Origin of the sequence: Pseudomonas sp. Sample_23, from assembly GCF_004307595.1 — a bacterium.
In the GTDB taxonomy this organism is placed as follows: domain Bacteria; phylum Pseudomonadota; class Gammaproteobacteria; order Pseudomonadales; family Pseudomonadaceae; genus Aquipseudomonas; species Aquipseudomonas atacamensis.
Map to the genome: position 1 here is coordinate 111,366 of NZ_RCNX01000047.1, position 22,963 is coordinate 134,328.

The 22,963-nt window shown below is 60.1% G+C and carries 23 protein-coding genes; 18 read left to right on the forward strand and 5 right to left on the reverse strand.

What is annotated here, in order from left to right:
- Positions 1 to 169: 169 nt before the first annotated feature.
- The 5 genes from rplU (at position 170) to D8U82_RS12440 (ending at position 3,925) form a co-directional block, all read left to right on the forward strand.
- Positions 170 to 481, forward strand: a complete 312-nt coding sequence (rplU, locus tag D8U82_RS12420) for a 50S ribosomal protein L21 (RefSeq protein ID WP_007924746.1) — start codon at positions 170 to 172, stop codon at positions 479 to 481.
- 35 nt (positions 482 to 516) lie between these two features.
- Positions 517 to 774: a 50S ribosomal protein L27 gene (gene rpmA / locus D8U82_RS12425; protein ID WP_016773121.1), complete on the forward strand. Its 258-nt coding sequence runs from the start codon at positions 517 to 519 to the stop codon at positions 772 to 774.
- A 193-nt stretch (positions 775 to 967) separates the two neighbouring features.
- Positions 968 to 2,191, forward strand: coding sequence for an Obg family GTPase CgtA (gene cgtA / locus D8U82_RS12430; protein WP_016773122.1), 1,224 nt, complete (start codon positions 968 to 970; stop codon positions 2,189 to 2,191).
- Between the two features lie 137 nt (positions 2,192 to 2,328).
- Positions 2,329 to 3,447 (forward strand): glutamate 5-kinase, encoded by a 1,119-nt coding sequence (gene proB / locus D8U82_RS12435; RefSeq protein WP_039761700.1) that lies wholly within the window; start codon positions 2,329 to 2,331, stop codon positions 3,445 to 3,447.
- 10 nt (positions 3,448 to 3,457) lie between these two features.
- Positions 3,458 to 3,925 (forward strand): CreA family protein, encoded by a 468-nt coding sequence (locus D8U82_RS12440; RefSeq protein ID WP_039761698.1) that lies wholly within the window; start codon positions 3,458 to 3,460, stop codon positions 3,923 to 3,925.
- Positions 3,926 to 4,109: 184 nt separating this feature from the next.
- Here D8U82_RS12440 and rpsT read toward each other — a convergent pair whose 3' ends face one another.
- Positions 4,110 to 4,382, reverse strand: a complete 273-nt coding sequence (gene rpsT, locus D8U82_RS12445; protein WP_003228351.1) for a 30S ribosomal protein S20 — start codon at positions 4,380 to 4,382, stop codon at positions 4,110 to 4,112.
- A 252-nt stretch (positions 4,383 to 4,634) separates the two neighbouring features.
- Between rpsT and murJ the strand changes: the two genes are divergently transcribed.
- The 6 genes from murJ (at position 4,635) to ispH (ending at position 12,185) form a co-directional block, all read left to right on the forward strand.
- Entirely contained in the window at positions 4,635 to 6,173 is a 1,539-nt protein-coding gene (gene murJ, locus D8U82_RS12455; protein WP_130902281.1) for a murein biosynthesis integral membrane protein MurJ, read from the forward strand.
- 129 nt (positions 6,174 to 6,302) lie between these two features.
- Positions 6,303 to 7,241: a bifunctional riboflavin kinase/FAD synthetase gene (gene ribF, locus D8U82_RS12460; protein ID WP_016773125.1), complete on the forward strand. Its 939-nt coding sequence runs from the start codon at positions 6,303 to 6,305 to the stop codon at positions 7,239 to 7,241.
- Between the two features lie 13 nt (positions 7,242 to 7,254).
- Positions 7,255 to 10,086: an isoleucine--tRNA ligase gene (gene ileS, locus D8U82_RS12465; protein ID WP_056790497.1), complete on the forward strand. Its 2,832-nt coding sequence runs from the start codon at positions 7,255 to 7,257 to the stop codon at positions 10,084 to 10,086.
- Positions 10,079 to 10,591, forward strand: a complete 513-nt coding sequence (gene lspA / locus D8U82_RS12470) for a signal peptidase II (RefSeq protein ID WP_024014359.1) — start codon at positions 10,079 to 10,081, stop codon at positions 10,589 to 10,591. Before ileS ends, lspA begins: the two co-directional genes overlap by 8 nt.
- Positions 10,584 to 11,036, forward strand: a complete 453-nt coding sequence (gene fkpB / locus D8U82_RS12475) for an FKBP-type peptidyl-prolyl cis-trans isomerase (protein ID WP_016773128.1) — start codon at positions 10,584 to 10,586, stop codon at positions 11,034 to 11,036. Before lspA ends, fkpB begins: the two co-directional genes overlap by 8 nt.
- A gap of 204 nt (positions 11,037 to 11,240) precedes the next feature.
- Positions 11,241 to 12,185, forward strand: coding sequence for a 4-hydroxy-3-methylbut-2-enyl diphosphate reductase (ispH, locus tag D8U82_RS12480; RefSeq protein ID WP_130902282.1), 945 nt, complete (start codon positions 11,241 to 11,243; stop codon positions 12,183 to 12,185).
- Here ispH and D8U82_RS12485 read toward each other — a convergent pair.
- The gene (locus tag D8U82_RS12485; protein ID WP_130902283.1) at positions 12,142 to 12,711 is read right to left on the reverse strand and encodes a GspH/FimT family protein; all 570 of its coding nucleotides are present in this window, start codon (positions 12,709 to 12,711) and stop codon (positions 12,142 to 12,144) included. The genes ispH and D8U82_RS12485 overlap by 44 nt on opposite strands.
- A 130-nt stretch (positions 12,712 to 12,841) precedes the next feature.
- On the opposite strand from D8U82_RS12485, the gene D8U82_RS12490 reads away from it, so the two are divergent.
- Genes D8U82_RS12490 through thiO form a run of 7 tightly spaced genes read left to right on the forward strand, consistent with a single transcriptional unit; the run spans position 12,842 to position 19,611 of the window.
- On the forward strand, positions 12,842 to 13,315 hold the full coding sequence (locus D8U82_RS12490; protein ID WP_110603159.1) for a GspH/FimT family pseudopilin: 474 nt from the start codon (positions 12,842 to 12,844) through the stop codon (positions 13,313 to 13,315).
- Positions 13,312 to 13,761: a type IV pilus modification protein PilV gene (gene pilV, locus D8U82_RS12495; protein WP_110603161.1), complete on the forward strand. Its 450-nt coding sequence runs from the start codon at positions 13,312 to 13,314 to the stop codon at positions 13,759 to 13,761. The genes D8U82_RS12490 and pilV overlap by 4 nt, the downstream gene beginning before the upstream one ends.
- The gene (locus tag D8U82_RS12500; protein ID WP_110603163.1) at positions 13,758 to 14,471 is read left to right on the forward strand and encodes a prepilin-type N-terminal cleavage/methylation domain-containing protein; all 714 of its coding nucleotides are present in this window, start codon (positions 13,758 to 13,760) and stop codon (positions 14,469 to 14,471) included. The genes pilV and D8U82_RS12500 overlap by 4 nt, the downstream gene beginning before the upstream one ends.
- A gap of 10 nt (positions 14,472 to 14,481) precedes the next feature.
- The gene (locus D8U82_RS12505) at positions 14,482 to 14,961 is read left to right on the forward strand and encodes a PilX N-terminal domain-containing pilus assembly protein (protein WP_016773134.1); all 480 of its coding nucleotides are present in this window, start codon (positions 14,482 to 14,484) and stop codon (positions 14,959 to 14,961) included.
- Positions 14,948 to 18,037: a PilC/PilY family type IV pilus protein gene (locus tag D8U82_RS12510; protein ID WP_130902284.1), complete on the forward strand. Its 3,090-nt coding sequence runs from the start codon at positions 14,948 to 14,950 to the stop codon at positions 18,035 to 18,037. The genes D8U82_RS12505 and D8U82_RS12510 overlap by 14 nt, the downstream gene beginning before the upstream one ends.
- Positions 18,038 to 18,052: 15 nt before the next feature.
- On the forward strand, positions 18,053 to 18,454 hold the full coding sequence (locus D8U82_RS12515) for a type IV pilin protein (protein ID WP_130902285.1): 402 nt from the start codon (positions 18,053 to 18,055) through the stop codon (positions 18,452 to 18,454).
- Between the two features lie 56 nt (positions 18,455 to 18,510).
- The gene (gene thiO / locus D8U82_RS12520; protein WP_130902286.1) at positions 18,511 to 19,611 is read left to right on the forward strand and encodes a glycine oxidase ThiO; all 1,101 of its coding nucleotides are present in this window, start codon (positions 18,511 to 18,513) and stop codon (positions 19,609 to 19,611) included.
- 89 nt (positions 19,612 to 19,700) lie between these two features.
- On the opposite strand, the gene D8U82_RS12525 is transcribed toward thiO, so the two are convergent.
- Genes D8U82_RS12525 through D8U82_RS12535 form a run of 3 tightly spaced genes read right to left on the reverse strand, consistent with a single transcriptional unit; the run spans position 19,701 to position 22,856 of the window.
- Positions 19,701 to 21,047, reverse strand: a complete 1,347-nt coding sequence (locus tag D8U82_RS12525) for a sigma-54 dependent transcriptional regulator (protein ID WP_130902287.1) — start codon at positions 21,045 to 21,047, stop codon at positions 19,701 to 19,703.
- Positions 21,044 to 22,633: an ATP-binding protein gene (locus tag D8U82_RS12530; RefSeq protein WP_016773137.1), complete on the reverse strand. Its 1,590-nt coding sequence runs from the start codon at positions 22,631 to 22,633 to the stop codon at positions 21,044 to 21,046. The genes D8U82_RS12525 and D8U82_RS12530 overlap by 4 nt, the downstream gene beginning before the upstream one ends.
- A complete protein-coding gene (locus tag D8U82_RS12535; RefSeq protein WP_130902288.1) occupies positions 22,623 to 22,856 on the reverse strand; it encodes a PP0621 family protein in 234 nt (77 codons plus the stop codon). Before D8U82_RS12535 ends, D8U82_RS12530 begins: the two co-directional genes overlap by 11 nt.
- Positions 22,857 to 22,963 lie beyond the last annotated feature (107 nt).

The following is a 22,963-nucleotide window of genomic DNA, read 5'->3' on the forward strand; positions in this document are numbered from 1 at the left end:
CGGCCACTTGCGCGAGGCAGATTGCTTGCGTACAATCGCGCACCCTGAACTTCCTGGGCAGCACCTGCCTTACGCAATTGCACTTGGGCCGTTCCAGCCCCATGCAGCCATGCCAGCCAATACCTCTTCTTATAAAGAGCTGGGTGAGCAGGATTATCGGAGAAATACCATGTACGCAGTAATCGTTACCGGCGGTAAGCAATACAAGGTCGCTGAAGGTGAATACCTGAAGATCGAAAAACTGGAAATCGCTACTGGCGAATCCGTGACTTTTGATCGCGTTCTGCTGGTCGCCAACGGCGACGACGTGAACATCGGCGCACCAGTTGTTGCTGGCGCAACCGTCAAGGCTGAAGTGATCTCCCAAGGTCGTCACGATAAAGTCCGCATCATCAAGTTCCGTCGCCGTAAGCACCACATGAAGCGTATGGGCCACCGCCAGTGGTTCACCGAGATCAAAATCACCGGTATTCAGGCTTAATTACAGCCTAATTCCTCACTAGGAGAATTGAACTCATGGCACACAAAAAAGCTGGTGGTAGTACCCGTAACGGTCGCGACTCAGAAGCCAAACGCCTTGGCGTGAAGATGTATGGCGGCCAGGTCATCAAGGCCGGCAACATCATCGTGCGTCAGCGCGGCACCCAATTCCACGCTGGCTACGGCGTTGGCATGGGCAAGGATCACACTCTCTTTGCTAAAATCGAAGGCGTGATCAAGTTCGAAGTAAAGGGCGCCTTCGGTCGTCGTTACGTGAGCGTAATCGCGGCTTAATCGCGAGATCGCTGGAGAAGCCCTGTCTTGCGACGGGGCTTTTTCGTTTGTGGGGTGAGTCTCTTGCAAAGCTGTTTGTATGGGCTGTCGGCGTGCGATGCAGGTCGTGTCTTGGGGTCGCTGCGCTCATTTTTGCAAGAGTCTTATGTCTTGATTGTTTTTCGGCTCGTCCGTACGGCGAGAGGCGTTGGTTATGAAGTTTGTTGATGAAGTATCGATTCGCGTAAAGGCCGGTGACGGTGGCAACGGTGCCATGAGTTTCCGCCGGGAAAAATTCATTGAAAACGGCGGCCCGAACGGCGGTGATGGCGGTGACGGCGGTTCCATCTACATGATGGCCGACGAAAACCTCAACACCCTGGTCGACTACCGTTACACCCGTCACTTCGATGCCGAGCGTGGCTCCAACGGTGGCAGCACCGACTGCACCGGCAAGAAGGGCGAAGACCTGATCCTGCGCGTGCCGGTCGGCACCACCGTGATCGACTCTGCCACTCAGGAAGTCATCGGCGACCTGACCAAGGCCGGTCAGAAACTGATGGTAGTGCAGGGCGGCTGGCACGGTCTGGGCAACACCCGTTTCAAATCCAGTACCAACCGTGCACCGCGTCAGACCACGCCGGGCAAGCCGGGCGAGCAGCGCGACCTGAAACTGGAAATGAAAGTGCTGGCCGACGTCGGTCTGCTGGGCTTGCCGAACGCCGGTAAAAGTACCTTTATCCGTTCGGTCTCGGCGGCCAAGCCGAAAGTTGCCGACTACCCGTTCACCACGCTGGTGCCGAACCTGGGTGTGGTCAGCGTCGATCGCTGGAAGAGCTTCGTCATTGCCGACATTCCGGGTCTGATCGAAGGCGCTTCCGACGGTGCTGGCCTGGGCATTCGCTTCCTCAAGCACCTGGCGCGCACGCGTCTGCTGCTGCACCTCGTCGACATGGCGCCGCTGGATGATTCCAGTGCTCCGGACGCGGCTGAAGTGATCGTCAACGAGCTGATCAAGTTCAGCCCGTCGCTGGCCGAGCGTGATCGCTGGCTGGTGCTGAACAAGTGCGACCAGATCCTTGAAGAAGAGCACGATGCTCGCGTCAAGGAAATCGTCGATCGTCTGGAGTGGACCGGTCCGGTGTACGTGATCTCGGCCATCGCCAAGATCGGTACCGAGCGTCTGTGCCACGACATCATGCGTTACATGGAAGATCGTGCCGATCGCCTCGCCGCAGATCCTGCGTACAAGGAAGAGCTGGCCGATCTCGATCAGCGCATCGAAGACGAAGCCCGTGCGCAGTTGCAGGCGCTGGATGACAAGCGTGCCCTGCGTCGCAGCGGCGTGAAGTCGGTCCATGACATCGGCGACGATGACTGGGACGAAGAAGATGTGGATGACGAAGACGGTCCGGAAATCATTTACGTGCGTGACTGATCCGTTGCGATAAACTTGAACGCCGCTCAATCGAGCGGCGTTTTAGTATCCGGAAATCGATCGTTGGTCAGCAATCGCCACGATTAACGTCACGGGCAGTGCCAGGTCGCGCTGCCCTCAAGCTAAGGTTGAAGATGATGCGGAGCAAGGTGACAGGTGCGCAGCGTTGGGTCGTGAAGATCGGCAGCGCTTTGCTGACAGCTGACGGCAAAGGGCTGGATCGCGCGGCAATGAGTGTCTGGGTCGAGCAGATGGTGGCGCTGCATGAGGCGGGCGTCGAGCTGGTGCTGGTGTCCTCCGGGGCGGTGGCGGCCGGCATGAGTCGCTTGGGCTGGACCGCACGACCCAGTGCCATGCACGAGCTCCAGGCGGCCGCTGCAATCGGTCAGATGGGGTTGGTGCAGGCGTGGGAGTCGAGCTTCGCCGAGCATGGCCGGCACACTGCGCAGATTCTCCTGACCCACGACGACCTCTCCGACCGCAAGCGCTACCTCAACGCCCGCAGTACCTTGCGTGCGCTGGTCGAGCTGAAGGTCATTCCGGTGATCAATGAAAACGACACCGTGGTCACCGATGAAATCCGTTTCGGCGACAACGACACGCTGGCGGCGCTGGTGGCCAATCTGGTCGAGGCCGATCTGCTGGTGATCCTCACTGATCGCGACGGCATGTTCGACGCCGATCCGCGCAACAATCCTGATGCGCAGCTGATTTATGAAGCGCGCGCCGATGATCCGACGCTTGATGCGGTCGCCGGCGGTACCGGCGGTGCGCTGGGGCGTGGCGGCATGCAGACCAAGCTGCGCGCGGCGCGCCTGGCAGCGCGTTCCGGTGCGCATACCATCATCGTCGGCGGGCGCCTTGAGCGCGTGCTTGATCGTCTCAAGGCGGGCGAGCGCATCGGCACGCTGCTATCGCCGGAGCGCGGCATGCTCGCGGCGCGCAAGCAGTGGCTGGCCGGGCACCTGCAAACCCGTGGCACTCTGGTGCTGGATGAGGGGGCGGTGTCGGCGTTGTCCAAGGGCAACAAAAGTCTGCTGCCGGTGGGGGTGAAGCTGGTTCAAGGCAGTTTCCGTCGCGGTGAGATGGTCGTCTGCGTAGCGCCGGATGGTCGGGAGATCGCTCGGGGTCTGGCCAATTACAGCGCCCTGGAAGCGCAAAAAATCATCGGTCAGTCGTCGGATGCGATTGTCGGTTTGCTCGGTTACATGGCGGAGCCGGAACTGGTTCACCGTGACAACCTGATTCTGGTCTAAGGAAAATTCGATGCGTGTAGCGAAAGGATTGTTGGGCCTGCTGATGGCCATGCCATTGCTGGCCTCGGCCGAGGAAATCGGTCAGGTGTCGACGGTGTTCAAGTTTGTCGGGCCGAATGACCGGATCGTGGTCGAGGCGTTCGACGATCCGAAAGTCGAAGGCGTGACCTGCTACCTGTCACGCGCCAAGACTGGTGGAGTGAAGGGTGGTCTCGGTCTGGCCGAGGATCGTGCTGAGGCGTCGATCGCTTGTCGCCAGGTCGGGCCGATCAAGTTCAAGGGTGAGCTGAAGGATGGCGATGAGGTGTTCAAGGAGCGCACTTCGCTGGTGTTCAAGACCATGCAGGTGGTGCGTTTCCTCGACAAGAAGCGCAACACGCTGGTGTACCTGGTCTACAGCGATCGCTTGATCGAGGGCAGTCCGCAGAATGCGGTCACGGCCATCCCGATCCTGCCGTGGGTGCCGGTCCAGCAATAAGCGTCATCAATCCGAACTGTGGGAGCGAGCCTGCTCGCGAAGAGGTCATGTCGGTCGATAGAAATATCAACTGGCAGATCGCATTCGCGAGCAGGCTCGCTCCCACATTTTTTTGCCTGTAGCTTGTTAAATCACAGGCAATAAAAAACCGACCCTGAGGTCGGTTTTTTAATGACTACGTCGATTAAGCGGCTTCTTTCAGCGCTTTGACGTGGCCATTCAGACGGCTCTTATGACGAGCAGCCTTGTTCTTGTGGATGATGCCTTTATCGGCCATACGGTCGATAACTGGCACAGCCAGAACGTATGCAGCTTGAGCTTTTTCAGCGTCTTTTGCGTCGATGGCCTTAACTACATTCTTGATGTAGGTACGAACCATGGAACGCAGGCTGGCGTTGTGGCTGCGACGCTTCTCAGCCTGTTTTGCACGTTTTTTGGCGGAAGGTGAGTTGGCCACCGTCGAGCTCCTCGAAAGACTTTTTAGGAAATAGCAAACAAAATAGGCCGCGAATCATGCCGATGAAGACTTGTCTTGTCAAGGGCACTTGAATCGTTCCGCTAAGTGGTAGGTATAAAGAGGCGGGATATTTATTTCCGGCGCTTGACCTGTAAACTCGCGAGCTTTGGCTCTGTGCTGTTGCGGCGCGGAGTATCGCACAAGTAGGCGCATTGTTCGCCTGCTGTTTATCGACAGGCACAAACTCTCTCAATGAATCTGCTCAAATCGTTGGCCGCCGTCAGCTCTATCACGATGCTTTCCCGGATTCTGGGTTTTGTTCGTGACACGCTGATCGCGCGGACATTCGGCGCCGGGATGGCCACGGATGCCTTCTTTATTGCGTTCAAACTGCCCAACCTGCTGCGGCGGATCTTTGCCGAAGGGGCTTTCTCCCAGGCGTTCGTGCCGATTCTGGCTGAATATAAAAGCCAGCAGGGCGAAGAGGCGACGCGCACCTTTATTGCCTATGTGTCGGGCCTGCTGACGCTGGTATTGGCGGTGGTGACGGCGCTGGGCATGATCGCCGCCCCTTGGGTGATCTGGGCCACAGCGCCCGGTTTTACCGATACCCCGGAGAAATTCCAGCTCACCTCCGATCTGTTGCGGGTGACCTTTCCTTATATATTGCTGATCTCGCTGTCGTCGCTGGCCGGCGCGATCCTCAACACCTGGAACCGCTTCTCGGTGCCGGCCTTCGTGCCGACTCTGCTCAACGTCAGCATGATCGTGTTTTCGCTGTTCCTCACGCCGTACTTCGATCCACCGGTCATGGCCCTTGGCTGGGCGGTGCTGGTCGGCGGTCTGGCGCAGTTGCTGTATCAGCTGCCGCACCTGAAAAAGATCGGCATGCTCGTGCTGCCACGCCTGAACCTGCGCGACAGCGGCGTGTGGCGGGTGATGAAGCAGATGCTGCCGGCGATTCTCGGCGTGTCGGTCAGCCAGATTTCATTGATCATCAACACCATCTTCGCCTCGTTTCTGGTCGCAGGTTCGGTGTCGTGGATGTATTACGCCGACCGTTTGATGGAATTGCCGTCGGGTGTGCTGGGTGTGGCTCTCGGGACGATTCTGCTGCCAACGCTGGCCAAGACCTACGCCAGCAAGGATCGCCACGAGTATTCGCGAATCCTCGATTGGGGGCTGCGCCTGTGCTTTGTGCTGGTGCTGCCGTGCGCGCTGGCACTGGGGATTCTTGCCGAGCCGCTGACGGTTTCATTGTTTCAATACGGCCAGTTCAGTGGCTTTGATGCCGAGATGACCCAGCGTGCGCTGATTGCCTATTCTGTCGGCCTGCTCGGGATTATCGTGATCAAAGTGCTGGCGCCGGGCTTTTATGCGCAACAAAACATTCGCACCCCGGTGAAAATCGCGATTTTCACGCTGGTCTGTACCCAGTTGTTCAACTTGGCGTTGATCGGCCCACTGGCCCATGCCGGCCTTGCCTTGGCGATCAGTGCCGGTGCTTGCCTGAATGCCGGGCTGCTGTTCTATCAGCTGCGCAAGCAAAAGATGTATCAACCGCAACCGGGCTGGGGCAAATTCGGTTTCAAGCTGGTCGTTGCAGTGACCGTGATGTCGGCGGTGTTGCTGGCCTGCATGCATTTCATGCCCGCGTGGGATGAGGGGCATATGCTCGAGCGCTTCCTGCGGCTGGGCGCGCTGGTGGTTGCTGGCGTGGTGGCGTATTTCGGTATGTTGCTGCTGCTGGGTTTCCGCCTGCGCGACTTCAATCGCAAAGCCTTGAGCTGAGGTTTCAGTCTTTATAAACAGGCACGGGCCGGCGGTTTTGTCGGCTCGTTCACTTTGCGTTACGGTGTTGCCTGTCGTCGGCCGTCGGGTGTGGTTATAATCGACCACTTTATGAGCAAGAAGCGCGTTATGCAGCTGGTTCGAGGCCTCCACAACTTGCGCCCCCAGCATCGGGGCTGCGTCGCCACTATTGGCAACTTTGACGGTGTTCACCGTGGTCACCAGGCTATCCTGGCCCGGCTGCGTGAGCGTGCGCTCGAGTTGGGCGTACCCAGCTGCGTGGTGATTTTCGAGCCGCAGCCACGGGAGTTCTTTGCTCCCGACACCGCACCGGCACGTCTGGCGCGGTTGCGCGACAAGCTGCAATTACTGGCCGCTGAAGGCGTCGACCGGGTGCTGTGCCTGGCGTTCAACCAGCGGCTGAGCAAGCTCAGCGCCAGTGAGTTCGTCGATACCATTCTGGTCGATGGCCTTGGCGTGCAGCATCTGGAGGTCGGTGACGATTTCCGTTTCGGTTGCGACCGCCTCGGCGATTTCGATTTCCTCATGCAGGCCGGGCAGGTTCACGGTTTCACTGTCGAAGCTGCGCAAACCGTCGAGCTGGACGGCATTCGCGTCAGCAGCACGCAGGTGCGCAACGCCTTGGCTGCGGCCGATTTTGCCTTGGCCGAACGCTTGCTCGGCCGTCCGTACCGCATCGCCGGTCGCGTGCTGCATGGGCAGAAACTGGCCCGGCAACTGGGCACGCCCACTGCCAACATTCAACTCAAGCGTCGTCGCGTGCCGTTTACCGGGGTGTATCTGGTGAATGTCGACATCGACGGCAAGACCTGGCCCGGCGTCGCCAATATCGGCGTGCGCCCTACGGTGCAAGGGGATGGCAAAGCCCACCTCGAGGTCCATCTGTTAGATTTTGCCGGCGATCTGTATGACCGGCGTTTGACGGTGGTTTTCCACCAAAAGCTGCGTGAAGAGCAGCGCTTCGCCTCTCTGGAGGCATTGAAAACGGCGATCAATGCGGATGTCGCCACCGCCCGTGCACTAGCCGCACCTAGCGCCCATCGCTAATGAAGAGCCTTAAATGACCGACTATAAAGCCACGCTAAACCTTCCGGACACCGCCTTCCCAATGAAGGCCGGCCTGCCACAGCGCGAACCGCAGATCCTGCAGCGCTGGGACAGTATTGGCCTGTACGGAAAGTTGCGCGAGATTGGCAAGGATCGTCCGAAGTTCGTCCTGCACGACGGCCCTCCGTACGCCAACGGCACGATCCACATCGGTCACGCACTGAACAAGATTCTCAAGGACATGATCATCCGCTCGAAAACCCTGTCGGGTTTCGACGCGCCGTACGTCCCGGGCTGGGACTGCCACGGCCTGCCGATCGAGCACAAGGTTGAAGTGACCCACGGCAAGAACCTCGGCGCGGATAAGACCCGCGAGCTGTGCCGTGCCTACGCCACCGAGCAGATCGAAGGGCAGAAGTCCGAGTTCATCCGTCTCGGCGTGCTGGGCGACTTCGCCAACCCGTACAAGACCATGGACTTCAAGAACGAGGCCGGTGAAATCCGCGCCCTCGCCGAAATCGTCAAGGGTGGCTTTGTCTTCAAGGGCCTCAAGCCGGTGAACTGGTGCTTCGATTGCGGTTCGGCTCTGGCTGAAGCGGAAGTCGAGTACGAGAACAAGAAGTCCTCGACCATCGACGTTGCATTCCCGATCGCTGACGAGGCCAAACTGGCTGCCGCGTTCGGTCTGGCGTCGCTGAGCAAACCTGCTGCCATCGTGATCTGGACCACCACCCCGTGGACCATCCCGGCCAACCAGGCGCTGAACGTGCACCCGGAATTCAACTATGCCCTGGTCGATATCGGCGACAAGCTGCTGGTGCTGGCTGAAGAGCTGGTCGAAGCCTGCCTGGCGCGCTACGGCGTGGAAGGTTCGGTCATCGCCACCACCACCGGTAAAGAACTTGAGCTGATCAACTTCCGTCACCCGTTCTACGATCGTCTGTCGCCGGTGTACCTGGCTGACTACGTTGAGCTGGGCGCTGGCACCGGCGTGGTTCACTCCGCCCCGGCCTACGGCGTGGACGACTTCGTGACCTGCAAGAAATACGGCATGGTCAACGACGACATCCTCAACCCGGTACAGAGCAACGGCGTGTACGTGCCGTCGCTGGAATTCTTCGGCGGCCAGTTCATCTGGAAGGCCAACCCGGCCATCGTGGAAAAACTGACCGAAGTCGGTGCGCTGATGCACACCACCGTCATCGAACACAGCTACATGCACTGCTGGCGCCACAAGACCCCGCTGATCTATCGCGCTACTGCGCAGTGGTTCATCGGCATGGACAAGGAGCCAACCAGCGGCGACACCCTGCGCGTGCGCTCGCTCAAAGCCATCGAAGACACCAAGTTCGTTCCGGCCTGGGGCCAGGCGCGCCTGCACTCGATGATCGCCAATCGTCCGGACTGGTGCATCTCGCGTCAGCGCAACTGGGGCGTGCCGATCCCGTTCTTCCTCAACAAGGAAAGCGGCGAGCTGCACCCGCGTACCGTCGAGCTGATGGAAGAAGTCGCCAAACGCGTTGAAGTCGAAGGGATTGAAGCCTGGTTCAAACTCGACGCCGCCGAACTGCTTGGCGATGAAGCGCCGCAGTACGACAAGATCAGCGACACCCTCGACGTCTGGTTCGACTCGGGCACCACGCACTGGCACGTCCTGCGCGGTTCGCACCCGATGGGCCACGAGAGCGGCCCGCGTGCCGACCTGTACCTGGAAGGTTCCGACCAGCACCGTGGCTGGTTCCACTCCTCGTTGCTGACCGGTTGCGCCATCGACAACCACGCGCCATATCGCGAGCTGCTGACGCACGGCTTCACCGTCGACGAGTCCGGCCGCAAGATGTCCAAATCGCTGAAAAACGTGATTGAGCCGAAGAAGATCAACGATACGCTGGGCGCCGACATCATGCGTCTTTGGGTCGCGTCGACCGACTACTCTGGCGAAATCGCTGTGTCGGATCAGATCCTGACCCGCAGCGCCGATGCCTATCGTCGTATCCGTAACACCGCGCGCTTTCTGCTTTCCAACCTGACCGGTTTCAACCCGGCCACCGACCTGTTGCCGGCTGAAGACATGCTGGCGCTGGATCGCTGGGCGGTGGATCGCACGCTGCTGCTGCAACGCGAGTTGCAAGAGCACTACGGCGAATACCGTTTCTGGAACGTCTACTCGAAGATCCACAACTTCTGCGTGCAGGAGCTGGGCGGTTTCTACCTCGACATCATCAAGGACCGCCAGTACACCACCGGTGCCGACAGCAAGGCCCGTCGCTCGTGCCAGACCGCGCTGTTCCACATCTCTGAAGCGCTGGTGCGCTGGATCGCGCCGATCCTCGCGTTCACTGCTGACGAGCTGTGGCAATACCTGCCGGGCGAGCGTAACGAGTCGGTCATGCTCAACACCTGGTACGAAGGCCTGACCGAGCTGCCGGAAGGCTTCGAGCTGGGTCGCGCCTACTGGGATCGCATCATGGAAGTGAAGGTCGCGGTCAACAAAGAGATGGAAATCCAGCGTGCGGCGAAAGCCGTCGGTGGCAACCTGCAGGCCGAAGTGACGCTGTTTGCCGAAGAGGCGCTGAGCGCCGATCTGGCCAAGCTGAGCAACGAGCTGCGCTTTGTCCTGATCACCTCGACTGCCAGCGTTGCACCGTTCGTTCAGGCTCCGGCCGATGCAGTGGCCACCGAAGTCAGCGGTCTGAAACTGAAGATCGTCAAATCGGCGTTCCCGAAATGCGCGCGTTGCTGGCATTGCCGCGAAGACGTCGGCGTGAACCCGGAGCATCCGGAAATCTGCGGGCGTTGCGTCGACAACATCAGCGGTGCTGGCGAGGTTCGTCACTATGCCTGATGCCATTGGCCGTTTCGGACGGCTGAGCTGGCTGTGGTTGAGCTTGCTGGTTCTGGTCATTGACCAGGCCAGCAAGTTCTACTTCGAAGCCAAGCTCGAAATGTTCCAGCAGATCGTGATCATTCCCGATCTGTTCAGCTGGACCCTGGCCTACAACACTGGCGCTGCTTTCAGCTTCCTCGCCGACAGCTCCGGCTGGCAGCGCTGGCTGTTTGCCCTGATCGCGATTGTGGTCAGTGCCGTGCTGGTGGTCTGGCTCAAGCGTCTGGGTCGCAACGACACCTGGCTGGCCGTCGCCCTGGCGTTGGTGCTGGGTGGCGCGCTGGGCAACCTGTATGACCGCATTGCCCTGGGCCATGTGATCGACTTCATTCTGGTGCACTGGCAGAACCGCTGGTATTTCCCGGCGTTCAACATTGCCGACAGCGCGATCACCGTTGGCGCGATCATGCTGGCACTGGACATGTTCAAATCGAAGAAAACCGAAGAGGCTGCTCATGACTGAACCGCTATCGACTGAGCAACGCATCGGCCAGAACACCGAAGTTACGCTGCACTTTGCTTTGCGCCTGGAAAACGGTGACACCGTCGACAGTACCTTCGACAAGGCCCCGGCGACGTTCAAGGTCGGCGATGGCAACCTGCTGCCGGGCTTCGAAGCCGCACTGTTCGGCTTCAAGGCCGGCGACAAGCGCACCCTGACCGTCGAGCCGGAAAACGCTTTTGGTCAGCCGAACCCGCAGAACGTGCAGACCATCCCGCGTTCGCAGTTCACCGACATGGAGTTGTCGCCGGGTCTGCTGGTGATCTTCAACGATGCGGCCAATACTGAATTGCCAGGTGTGGTGAAGGAATTCGACGACACGCAAGTGACCGTCGACTTCAACCACCCGCTGGCGGGCAAGACGCTGACCTTTGACGTGGAAATCATTTCCGTCAAAGCGATCTAAAAATGCAGGAGTGAGCTTCTGTGGCGAGGGGACCTATCCCGCTGGGGTGCGAAGCGCCCCCAGACCAGTCAACGGATTCTGAGACAAGTCCGTTGACGGTCCACGACTGCTAAGCAGCCGAGCGGGATGAATTCCCTCGCCACAACAAGCAGGTCTCCACAGTCTGTTTTCCATTGTTTTCGCGCGCAAGACACGAGGCACAGCATGCAAATCAAACTCGCCAACCCCCGTGGCTTCTGCGCCGGTGTGGACCGGGCGATCGAAATCGTCAACCGCGCCCTGGAAGTTTTCGGGCCACCGATCTATGTGCGTCACGAAGTGGTGCACAACAAGTTCGTCGTCGAAGACCTGCGCAGCCGTGGCGCGATTTTCGTCGAAGAGCTCGATCAGGTGCCCGATGACGTGATCGTCATCTTCAGCGCCCACGGTGTTTCCCAAGCCGTGCGCAATGAAGCTGCAGGTCGTGGCCTGAAAGTCTTCGATGCAACCTGCCCGCTGGTGACGAAGGTGCACATCGAAGTCGCCAAATACAGCCGCGACGGTCGTGAATGCATCCTGATCGGCCACGCCGGTCACCCGGAAGTCGAAGGAACCATGGGTCAGTACGACGCCAGCAATGGCGGCGCGATCTACCTCGTTGAAGACGAAAAGGACGTGGCCGCACTGCAGGTGCGCGATTCGGAAAGACTCGCTTTCGTCACCCAGACAACCTTGTCGATGGACGACACCAGCCGTGTGATCGATGCCCTGCGCACGCGCTTCCCGGCCATCGGTGGCCCGCGCAAGGACGACATCTGCTACGCCACACAAAACCGCCAGGACGCCGTCAAGCAACTGGCCGACGAGTGCGACGTGGTGCTGGTGGTCGGCAGCCCGAACAGTTCCAACTCCAACCGTCTGCGCGAATTGGCTGAGCGCATGGCGACTCCGGCGTACCTGATCGACGGTGCCGAGGACCTGCAACAGAGCTGGTTCGACGGCGTCGAGCGCATCGGCATTACCGCTGGCGCCTCGGCGCCGGAAGTGCTGGTCCGGGGCGTGATCCAGCAATTGCAGGCCTGGGGTGCGACCGGTGCCGACGAGCTGGCTGGCCGTGAGGAGAACATCACGTTCTCGATGCCGAAAGAGCTGCGCGTCCGTTCGATCTGACGCTTCTGCCTTTGTCGCACAGCGCCTGCTCGGTTTCCTGACTGCCCAGGCGCACGCGACCGGTCGCCGCCAGCACGATCTGCCGCTGGCTGACCGGTTCGCGCGGCGAGCAGATGTGTATCGTCCCCGCCTGAAATCGCCGCCCCGGCATCAGTGGCTGCCCCAGATGACTGAACCGCACATAGCGGCTCACCCACCAGTTGCCGACAATCGGCACTTTCGCCTCACTGGCGCGCTCCACCAGCAGCGGATTGCTGCTGTCCTCCGGCCCCCTACCGCTTCGATCCAGAATGATCCGCCAACCCTGACTCCAGTCACCGTCGATGCCATGGATCACCACGCTCTGATTGTGCGTGATGGCCAGTGTGCGAGCGTGGCGGATGCCTTCGAGCAGCGACTGCGCTGCGTGGTCGCGTTGAGTCGCTTGCTTGAGCGCGGCGAACGCCGGGCTGACCAGCAGCAGAACAATTGCGCCAATCGCCAGTCCCATAAGCAGTTCAATCAGGCTGAAACCGTGTTGCGGCATGAAAAATCCCTCCGTGGAATGGTATGAGCAGCGCAATCCGTGCGCCGCGCAGGGCAAATCAGTCGGCGCGTGCCGAGCGAATGTTCTAGCGTGTAAAAGCAGGTATAGCCGACGGCAACGGAGGGCACCGATGGATCTTCGTACAAAAGGTTTCACGCTGGTCGAGTTGCTGGTCGCCATCGCGGTGTTCCTGATACTGATCACGCTGGCGGTGCCGGCCTTTACCCGTACGATCCAGAGCAGCAGGGCGGATACCGAAGTCGGCGACTTGCAGCGCGCGATCAATTTCGCTCGCCTCGAGGCAATCAATCGCGGCGTGACCACGCGTCTGCGTCCGACCGCCGGCGGCAGTGTCTGGACCGGTGAGCTGGCGGTCTACGACAGTACTGGCAATCCGGCCAATGTGTTGCGGGTTGTTCCAGCGATGAGCAGTGGCGCGACTCTGACGCTACCCTCAGGAGTGACCGCACTGGATTTCAACAATCTTGGTGGTCTGGCGGCACCGTCGATGGCGGTGGTCATCGGTTACACGCTGGGCACGCAAAGCAGGACGCTGAACGTGTGTTTGAACGGACGCATTCAACTGGGTGGAAATTGCGGATGAGGGCAGGGAGCAAAAACGCACAGGAGGGCATGACGCTGATCGAAGTGCTGGTCGCGCTGCTGATTCTCACCGTCGGGCTGTTGGGCGCAGCGGCGGTGCAGCTCAATGCGCTGAAGTACACCGACAGTTCGCGGATGACCAGTCAGGCCAGCTTCATCGCCTATGACATGATGGATCGCATCCGCGCCAATTCCGGCGCCAACTACACCGTTACGCCACCGACCTCGGGCAATTTCAATAATGCGCGGGACCAGGATCTCTACGATTTCACCACCAACATCGCCAACTTCGGCGGTCCGACCGCGACGGGCAGCATCACCCTCAATCAACGGGTCTACACCATCACCATTACCTGGAGCGATGCGCGCGCGGCGAACGCTGCCAGTGCCCAGCGCAGTTTCGTCCTGACCAGCCGGGCGGCGGTCGATCCGGTGGCCACACCATGAAGCACACCAGCCGTGGTTTCGGCCTGATCGAGTTGCTGATTGCTCTGGCTTTGGGGCTGATCGTCGTGCTTGGTGTGGTACAGATTTTCATCGCCGCAAAAAACACTTACGTCAGTCAGAACAGCGCCGCAGCGATGCAGGAAGACGCGCGCTTCGTTCTCAGCAAAATGATTCAGGAAATTCGTATGGTCGGCATGTTCGGCTGCCTCGGCACCATCGTCGACTCCAGTTCTGCAGGGGATTTCAACACCGCGCAACTCATCCCGATCAACTGGGATAACGCCAGTCTCAAGCTGACCATAGTCACTGCCGATGTCGGCAGCGGCGGGGGGACGCCGACCTGGACGGTGATTTCCGATTGCCGCAACAGCGCGGTCGCCTACAGCGGATTGCGCAGCCCGACCACGGGGCAGATCGCGTTCCCGATCCGGCGCCTGATCTACAGCTTCAGCAATAACCAGATCCTCATGGGCACTGGCAGCGGCAATCCGGCGCAGCAAGTGCTGGTCAATAATGTCAGCGCCTTCAACGTCACATTCGGTCTGGCCAGTTCGGCGACCGACGTCGCAGCCTCGACCTACAGCAGCAACCCTGGCGATCCCGCGCGCATCCGCAGCGTGCGCCTGAGCCTGACCCTCACCGACCCGAACAATCGGGTGCGCAATCAAACCTTCAACGTGGTTGCGGCATTGCGCAACCGCTTGCCATGAGGGGGCGGCGATGAGGATTTCCTTGCAACAACGTCAGGCACAGCGCGGCATGGTCTTGTTGGTCAGTCTGGTGTTTCTGCTGTTGCTGACATTGATCGGTTTGTCCTCGATGCAGAGCGCCAACCTGCAAGAGAAAATGGCCGGCAGCGTCAGCTTGCGCAATCAATCGTTTCAGGCGGCCGAAGCGGCGTTGCGTGTGGGCGAAAGCGCAGTACAACTGGACAGTTATTCGTTGGCGGTGTGCAGCGGCACGAGCCAATGTCTGCCGCCGGCGGAATCGTCATCGGTCAGCTCGGCAGGTTTCAATTCGACCTCCGGGGTGACGTGGATCGCTGCCGGTAATGGCTTTTATGGCGTGCAGAACATCGGCACGACCCTGACGGCGGTGAACGTGCCGAGTAACACCTCGGCAACCTTGTATCGAGTGACTGCGGTCGGCATCGCCGGCAATTCGCGTAGCGTGGTGGAGAGTGTCTATGCGAAGTATTGAGCGCGGCCTGTCGCTGCTGGTCGGCATGCTGCTGAGTTGCTACCTGGCGGCGCCGGCCTGGGCATTCACGCCGTCTGATTCGCCATTGCTGAGCGCGGCAGCGGTGGCGCCGAACGTGATGCTGCTGATCGATGATTCGGGGAGCATGAACAGCATCATCTACGCCGCCGAATTCAACCCTAACGTCAACCGCACTCCCGCCCGGCAGTGCAATGCTTTCCTCGGCTTGTGCTCTGCACTCAACGCGCCGCAGATTACTGGCGACACAGTGTTTCTATCGAGCCTGCCAACTTCCGGTTGCTCGGGAGGCGCCTATGCGTTCTACAACAACAGCGTGGCGCCCTTGTGCCTGAAACTGCCCGACCCCGTAGGCAACGAGAACACTCGGTATTCCGCCGATTACATTTCCTACATAGTCAGCCTCGCCAACAGCAACGGCACCCGCGACTTCACCACGGGGGCGATCCCCAACGATTACCGGATGAACGTGGCGCGCAACGTTTCCACTGCACTGGTGAGCAGCAACCGCACCTTGCGCATGGGCCTGTCGACATTCAATCCGGCGACCAGCAGCAACCCGGGCAACGGCGGTTTCATCGCTCGCTCGATCACCGATTTGTCACCCGTCGCGGGCAGCGTCACCCAGGCCCAGGCAGACACCAACTACAACGCGCTGATTTCATCGATCAACGGCTTGAACGCCGTGGCCAACACGCCATTGGCCGAGAGCTATTACGAAGTCACGCGCTACATGCGTGGCTTGGCGCCTTACTACAACGGCACACCGGCGACCTATACCAGTCCGATTCAATACCGCTGCCAGAAAAACTACGGCGTGGTGATTACCGATGGCTTGCCGACCTATGACCGTACCTTCCCGACCAACGATCCGCTGGCAGGCAGTCGCTTACCGAACTGGGATGGCGTGAATAACGATGGCGACAACCTCAACGGTGACGGCGAAGGTGACACGCTGTATCTGGATGACATCGCCAAATTCGCCTTCGACATCGACATGCGTTCGACCGGCACCGACGCCGCCGGCAAGAGCTGGAACGCGGTAGATTTTCCCCGGCAGAACATGAACACCTACACCGTGGGTTTCGCTGCGGATAACGATATGTTGTCCGACGCCGCCAGTTACGGGCAGGGCAGGTATTACCAGGCGACCGACAGCTCCGGGCTCAATGCGGCGTTATCGTCGGCACTGAGCGATATCACTTCCAAGGCCGGCTCCGGTGGTGCCGGTGTTGCCAGCAGCAGTACGTTGACCAGTGGCAGCAGTTTCTACCAGACCACTTACGATCCCAAGGATTGGCGCGGCACGATCAGGTCGTTCGGCTTTACCTCGACCGGCACGGTAAATACCTCGACGGCGCAATGGTCGACCGACACCACCATCGTGCCCTCTGCTACAGCGCCGACTTTCCAGTCATGGAACACCTTGAGCAACACGCCCATTGCTCTGGCATTCGGCAGCTTTTCCCCAGCCCAGCAGAACACGCTGAATCAGGGCCTGCCCACCGGTGTCAGCGGCACTGAACTGGTGGAGTGGAGCAAAGGGACCAACAGGGCCGGGCTCAAAGTGCGCACTGCGCTGCTGGGCGATATCATCAATTCGCCGCTGGTGCTCGCGTCGCCTTCGGACAAGACCGCATCCGACTTGACGGATGACAGCAGTTACACCAACTACCTGACGACCAAGGCTGCGAACATGAATACCAGTCTGGTGGTGAACGCCAACGACGGTTTCGTCAATGTGATCAATTCGACGAACGGCACCCGCCGTTATGCCTACATGCCCTCCAGCGTGCTGCCTTCATTGCGGCTGATTGCGGATACCAATTACGTCAACGGCGTCAGCCACAAGTTTCTCGTGGACGGTCAGGTCGGCGTGTTCGATGCGCAGGCCGGCACCACCTGGAGAACGCTGGCCATTGGCGGAACGGGGGCCGGTGGCAAAACCTTCTACGGACTGCAACTGTTCGATGCCTCGGCAGGCAACGTGATCAAGGCACTGTGGGAAGTCAGTGCGCCGGCTATGGCCAATGCGTCGAATGCTTTCAATGATCTGGGTTACGCCTACGCCCGTCCGGAAGTGGCACGCTTGGCCAATGGTCGCTGGGCGACATTCATCGCCAATGGTTACGGCAGCAATTCGGGGGTTGCGGCTTTGTATGTACTGGATGCAATGGATGGTTCGCTGATCAGGAAAATCGTCATCGACAGCACGGAAACCACTAACGGTCTGTCTTCGGTAAAACTCAGGGTCAATTCCTCGAACGTGGTGCAGGCTGCCTACGCTGGTGACCTGAAGGGGCGTATGTGGAAATTCGACTTGAGCGCACCCGGGGCAGAAAACTGGGGCGTGGCGTTTGCCGGCAAACCTTTGTTCACCGCCCCGGGTGGGGCAACGCAGCCGATCACTGCGCAACCGCTGCTGGCGGACAACCCACAGGGCGGCAAGCAGGTGTTCTTTGGCACCGGCAAGTTCAACGAAACCGCCGACAAGACCAACAAGGATCTGCAGGCGTTCTATTCAATCTGGGATGCAGAGGGTGGGGCCGGCCAAATCACCGTCAGCAGTTTGCAAGCACAGGCGATAACCGGTTCGTTCTCCGGCAGTTCCGGGCAGTTCCTGACCACCAGCCAGAATGAAACGACCTATCCGGGAGAAAAAGGCTGGTATCTGCCGCTGGTGTACAACAACGTGCTGACCGGCGAGCGCGTAATCAATCAGGCCAGTCTTGTGTTGGGGCGAGTTGTTTTCACTACTGCCAGCGTCGATACCACCGACCCGTGTTCGAGCTTTGGTACGGGCAGACTGGTCGAACTGGATGCGTTCAACGGTAAGATGCTCAACTACGCCGTGATCGACACCACCGGCGACCGTTTGGTCGACAGCAACGATACGATATCCAGCGGCGTGATTTTTACCGGCGGCATTCCGACCCTGAACTTCATCTCCGCTAACGGCGAGCGCAAGGGCACCACTGACACCAGCGGCGCGGTCACGGTCATTGTGGAAAAGGGTGGCGGCGGCAGCCGTCGTATCATGTGGCGACAAATCCAGTAAGCGAGAATTTGAGGCATGCGCAGAACCAGCCGAGGTTTTACCCTGATCGAGATCATGATCGTCATCGCGATTATCGGGATCATCCTCACCATCAGCATCCCCAGCTACAACGAATACGTGAAGAAGGGCCGTCGCGCCGAAGTGGTTTCGCTGCTCTCGGAGCAGGCGCAGACCCTCGAGCGTTTCTACACCCGCAACAATGTCTACACCGGCGTCACCGGACTGAGCACGGGCAATGATTTCTACACCATCACCCCGACGCTGACCGACCAGACCTTTGTGCTGACTGCGGTGCGTAAAACCGGCTCGGCCATGGCGACCGACAAATGCGGGGATTTCACCCTGACCAACACTGGCGTGCGAAGCATGAACAACGCGACCACCGGAGTGACCGCCAAGGATTGCTGGGGCCGCTGACGCACTCTTTTTCGGGCGCCTTTTGCGCCCACTGTCTTTTTACGGTTGGATCAAACATGACCAGGCAACAGCAAGTGGTGATTGTCGGCGGCGGGGTGATTGGCCTGCTCACTGCCTACAATCTCGCCTCCGAAGTGCGCAGCGTGGTGCTGCTGGATCGCTCGAATGTCGGCCAGGAATCGTCCTGGGCTGGCGGCGGCATCGTCTCGCCGTTATACCCATGGCGCTACAGTCCGGCAGTCACCGCGCTGGCGCATTGGTCGCAGGACTTTTATCCACAGCTCGGCCAGCGCTTGTTTGCTGACACGGGGGTTGATCCTGAGGTGCACACCACTGGCCTGTATTGGCTGGATCTGGACGATGAAACCGCAGCCCTGGCCTGGGCCGAGCGGGAAAATCGGCCGCTGCGGGCTGTGGATATCTCGGCGGCACATGACGCGGTGCCGGTGCTCGGCAGCGGTTTCAGCCGGGCGATCTACATGGCCGATGTCGCCAACGTGCGCAATCCACGGCTGGTCAAGTCGCTGAAAGCCGCGCTGCTGGCGCTGCCGAATGTGACGATTCATGAGCAATGCGAAGTCAGTGGCTTCGTCCGCGAGGGCGAGCGCGTGGTCGGCGTGCAGACTCCGACGGGCGTGATCAACGGCGATCAGATTGTGCTGACAGCGGGGGCGTGGAGCGGTGATCTGCTCCAGACGCTGAGCCTGACGCTGCCGGTCGAGCCGGTCAAAGGCCAGATGATTCTCTATAAGTGCGCGGCTGATTTCCTGCCGAGCATGGTGCTGGCCAAGGGGCGATATGCGATCCCGCGTCGCGACGGTCACATTTTGATCGGCAGCACGCTGGAGCACGAAGGCTACGACAAGACCCCGACCGATGTAGCGCTGCAAAGCCTCAAGGCCTCGGCGATCGAATTGTTGCCGGCGCTGGCGGATGCCGAAGTGGTCGGGCACTGGGCCGGGTTGCGGCCGGGGTCGCCGGAAGGGGTTCCCTTTATTGGCCGGGTGCCGGGATTCGAAGGGTTGTGGCTGAACTGCGGGCATTACCGCAACGGGCTGGTGCTGGCGCCGGCATCGTGTCAGCTATTTGCTGACGTGATGCTGGGGCGGGCGCCGATTATTGATCCGGCGCCGTATGCGCCTGAGGGCCGGATTTAGTCAGAGGCGGGTAGACCGCCGCGAGCAGGCTCGTTCCCACAGGAATACTCATTCCAAATGTGGGAGCGAGCCTGCTCGCTAAGGGGCCTTTAATCCAGGCCCAATTTCTTCAGCCGATAACGCATCGACCGAAACGACAGACTCAACCGCTGCGCCGCCGCCGTGCGGTTCCAGCGGGTTTCCTCCAGCGCCTGCAAAATCAGCTTCCTCTCGACGCTCTCCAGATAATCCTCAAGATTGTCGACCTGCGTCAGATCGGCCATCGCCCCGTCCGCCGTGCAATTGCCTTCGCTCAAACGCAGATCCTGCGCTTCGATCGTGCGGTTTTCACACAGGGTGTGCGCGCGTTCGAGGACGTTCTCCAGTTCGCGCACATTGCCGGGAAAGCGATAGTTCTTCAGCGCCTCCAGCGCTTGCGGGTGCAGGCGCGCTTCGGGTTGTCCGGTGTCTTTGGCCAGGCGCTTGAGCACGTGCATGGCAAGCGCCTCAATGTCGTCACGGCGTTCGCGCAGGGACGGCACACGCAGTTCGATGACGTTGAGCCGGTAATACAGATCCTGGCGGAAGCGTTCGGCCGAAACTTCGGCTTCAAGGTCTTTGTGCGTTGCGCAAAGGATGCGTACGTCGACCACCGTTTCCTGCTGGCCGCCGACGCTGCGCACGGCTTTTTCCTGAATCGCCCGCAGCAGCTTCACCTGCATCGACAGTGGCAGGTCGGCGACTTCATCGAGAAACAGAGTGCCGCCATGGGCCGCTTGAAACAGCCCCGGCTTGTCTTCGACGGCTCCAGTGAAACTGCCTTTGCGGTGGCCGAAAAATTCGCTTTCCATCAGCTCTGACGGAATTGCCCCGCAGTTCACCGGCACAAACGGCTGGCTGGCGCGCGGACCTTGTTCGTGGATCAGACGCGCGACCAGTTCTTTGCCGCTGCCGGATTCGCCGCTGATGTAAACCGGCGCCTGACTGCGTGCGAGCTTGTCGATCTGCTTGCGCAGATTGGCCATCGGCGGCGAGTCGCCCAGCAAGCGTCGCTCGATTGCCGTGCTCAGGCCGCCCGCTGTCGGCAGGCGCAGCGCCGAGCTGACCAGTTCGCGCAAGCGCGGCAGTTCCACCGGTTTGGTGAGGAAGTCGAACGCCCCGGCCTTCAGCGCATTGATCGCAGTTTCCAGGCTTCCGTACGCCGTGATCATCGCTACCGGCAGGTGTGGATCGCGTTGCTGAATGTGTTGCACCAGCTCCAGCCCAGTGCCGTCGGGCAGGCGCATGTCGGTCAGGCACAGGTCAAAGTGCTCGCGCTGCAACAGCGCCTGAGCTTCGCTCAGATTGCGTGCGCTGAAGGTCTCGAGTTTCATCCGTCCCAGGGTGATTTCCAGGAGCTCGCGGATATCCGGTTCGTCGTCGACGATTAGAATTTTTTGCCGTGGGCTTGTATTCAACTTTGTTTCCGTCCGTGAGCAAAAGTGATGCAAAAGCAGCCGCCGCCTTGGCGTGATTTGAAGTCTAGGCGTGCCTGGTTGCTTTCGCACAGCTCACGGGACAGATAAAGGCCAAGACCGGTGCCCTGGCTGCTGGTAGTGAAGAACGGCTCAAACAGATGCGCCTGTTCATCGGCCGACACGCCGGGGCCGTTGTCCTGGACCTCAAGCACCGCCAACTGGCTGTCCGGGTCGACGAACAGTGCCAGCCAGACGTCGGCCTGCTCGTGCAGTTGCGCACTGTGACGCCAGGCGTTGCGTATCAGATTGTCGAGAATCTGCCGCAATTGGTTGGGGTCCATCAGCGTGGTGAAATCGCCGGAATTGATCCGCAGATGAATGTGCTGGCGCTCGTTGGCCTGCTCGCGGATTTCGCCGACGAAGTCTTCCAGCCACGGCTTGAGGTCCAGCCGTTGCGGCGCGCTTTGCTGGCGGCGGGACAGTTGCAGGACGTTTTCGATGACTCGGTTCATGCGCTGGGAGTGGTCTTGAATAATCTGCGTCAGACGCCGATCTGCGCTATCGAGTTCCTCGGACTCGGCCAACAGCTGCGCGGCATGACTGATCGCGCCCAGTGGATTGCGAATTTCATGGGAGATGCCGGCGGTCAAACGCCCGAGCGCAGCGAGCTTGAGTTGCTGCGCCTGCTGCGTGATTTGCGCCAGGTCTTCGAGAAACACCAGCGTCTGCTGGTTCGGGCTCTGCTCAAGGGCGATGAAACTGGGCTGCAGCTCAAGGCCATTGCCGGGGATTTTCAGGCTCTGCGGGCGCAAGGTCGGGTTGTTGCGCCACAGTTGCAGACGCTCGACCAGTGCTGGCGAATATTCGTCGATCATATGACCTTGCAGGTGACTGTGGCCGAGCAGACTCTGCGCGCTGTGATTGGCCAGTTGCACCCGACGTTGCTCGTCGAGCACCAGAATCCCCGTGCGCATGCGTTGCAGGATCAACGCGTTCAGCGCCTCCAGGCTGACCACTTCGCTGGCGCGCTGTTCGGCCAGGGTCTCGCTGACTTCGAGGCGGCGGATCAACCCTTGCACCAGCAGCGAGGCGGCAAAGCACAGCGCACCGAGGGTGCCGGCTTGCAAGTAGGCGTTGGCGCTCAAGGGGCGGCTGAGCCCCAGCAGAAAGCTCAGGCCGACAATGCCGATCGCCGCAATGGCGGCAATCAGCAGGCCGATGCGTCGGCGTAGCAGGGTGTTGCTGATTGCCACCGAGACCACCAGCAGATTGCCCAGCGCACTGGCCACGCCGCCCGCCGCGTAGAACAGGCCGCACAACAGCAGCACATCGACAAGCGCCAGGGTGAACAACTGCGCCGGGCGCCGGGTGTTTTCAAGGAACACCACCAGCAGCATGTTGATGATCAGGTACAGCCAGCTGCCGCCGCGCAGCAGATCGTCGTTGGCCGACGTCAGCAGGCGGTTGTCCATGTTGCTGGAGATCAGCAGCACCAGAGTGATGCCGACACTTAAACGGTACAGGTGATAAAGGCGCAGCAGACGCTGCGCCTGTTTCTGGTCGGCGTTGGCGGCCTCAGCGACCACTGGCGCCCGGGCCTTGCTCAAGATGAGCCTGGCTGCAATACCACTGTTGCTGGTTGCCCAGCGCGCGGTCGCGCGGCAGGTGCACGCCGCAGTGGGCGCAGCGCACCATCGGCGGCGCGTCCTGTTCGCGCGGCGGTCGGGTGGACGAGGCGGGGGCCTTGAATTTGCGCCAGAGCCAGATGGCGGCGAAGATCAGGGCAATCCAGAACAATAAACGAAGCATGATGAGCGGCTTTTCGACTGATGATCCGGCAGTTTAGCCAAGGACCCGATCAGCGCACAGCCTATTAAAGTGCGGCAATAAAAAAGGGAGATCCGCAGATCTCCCTT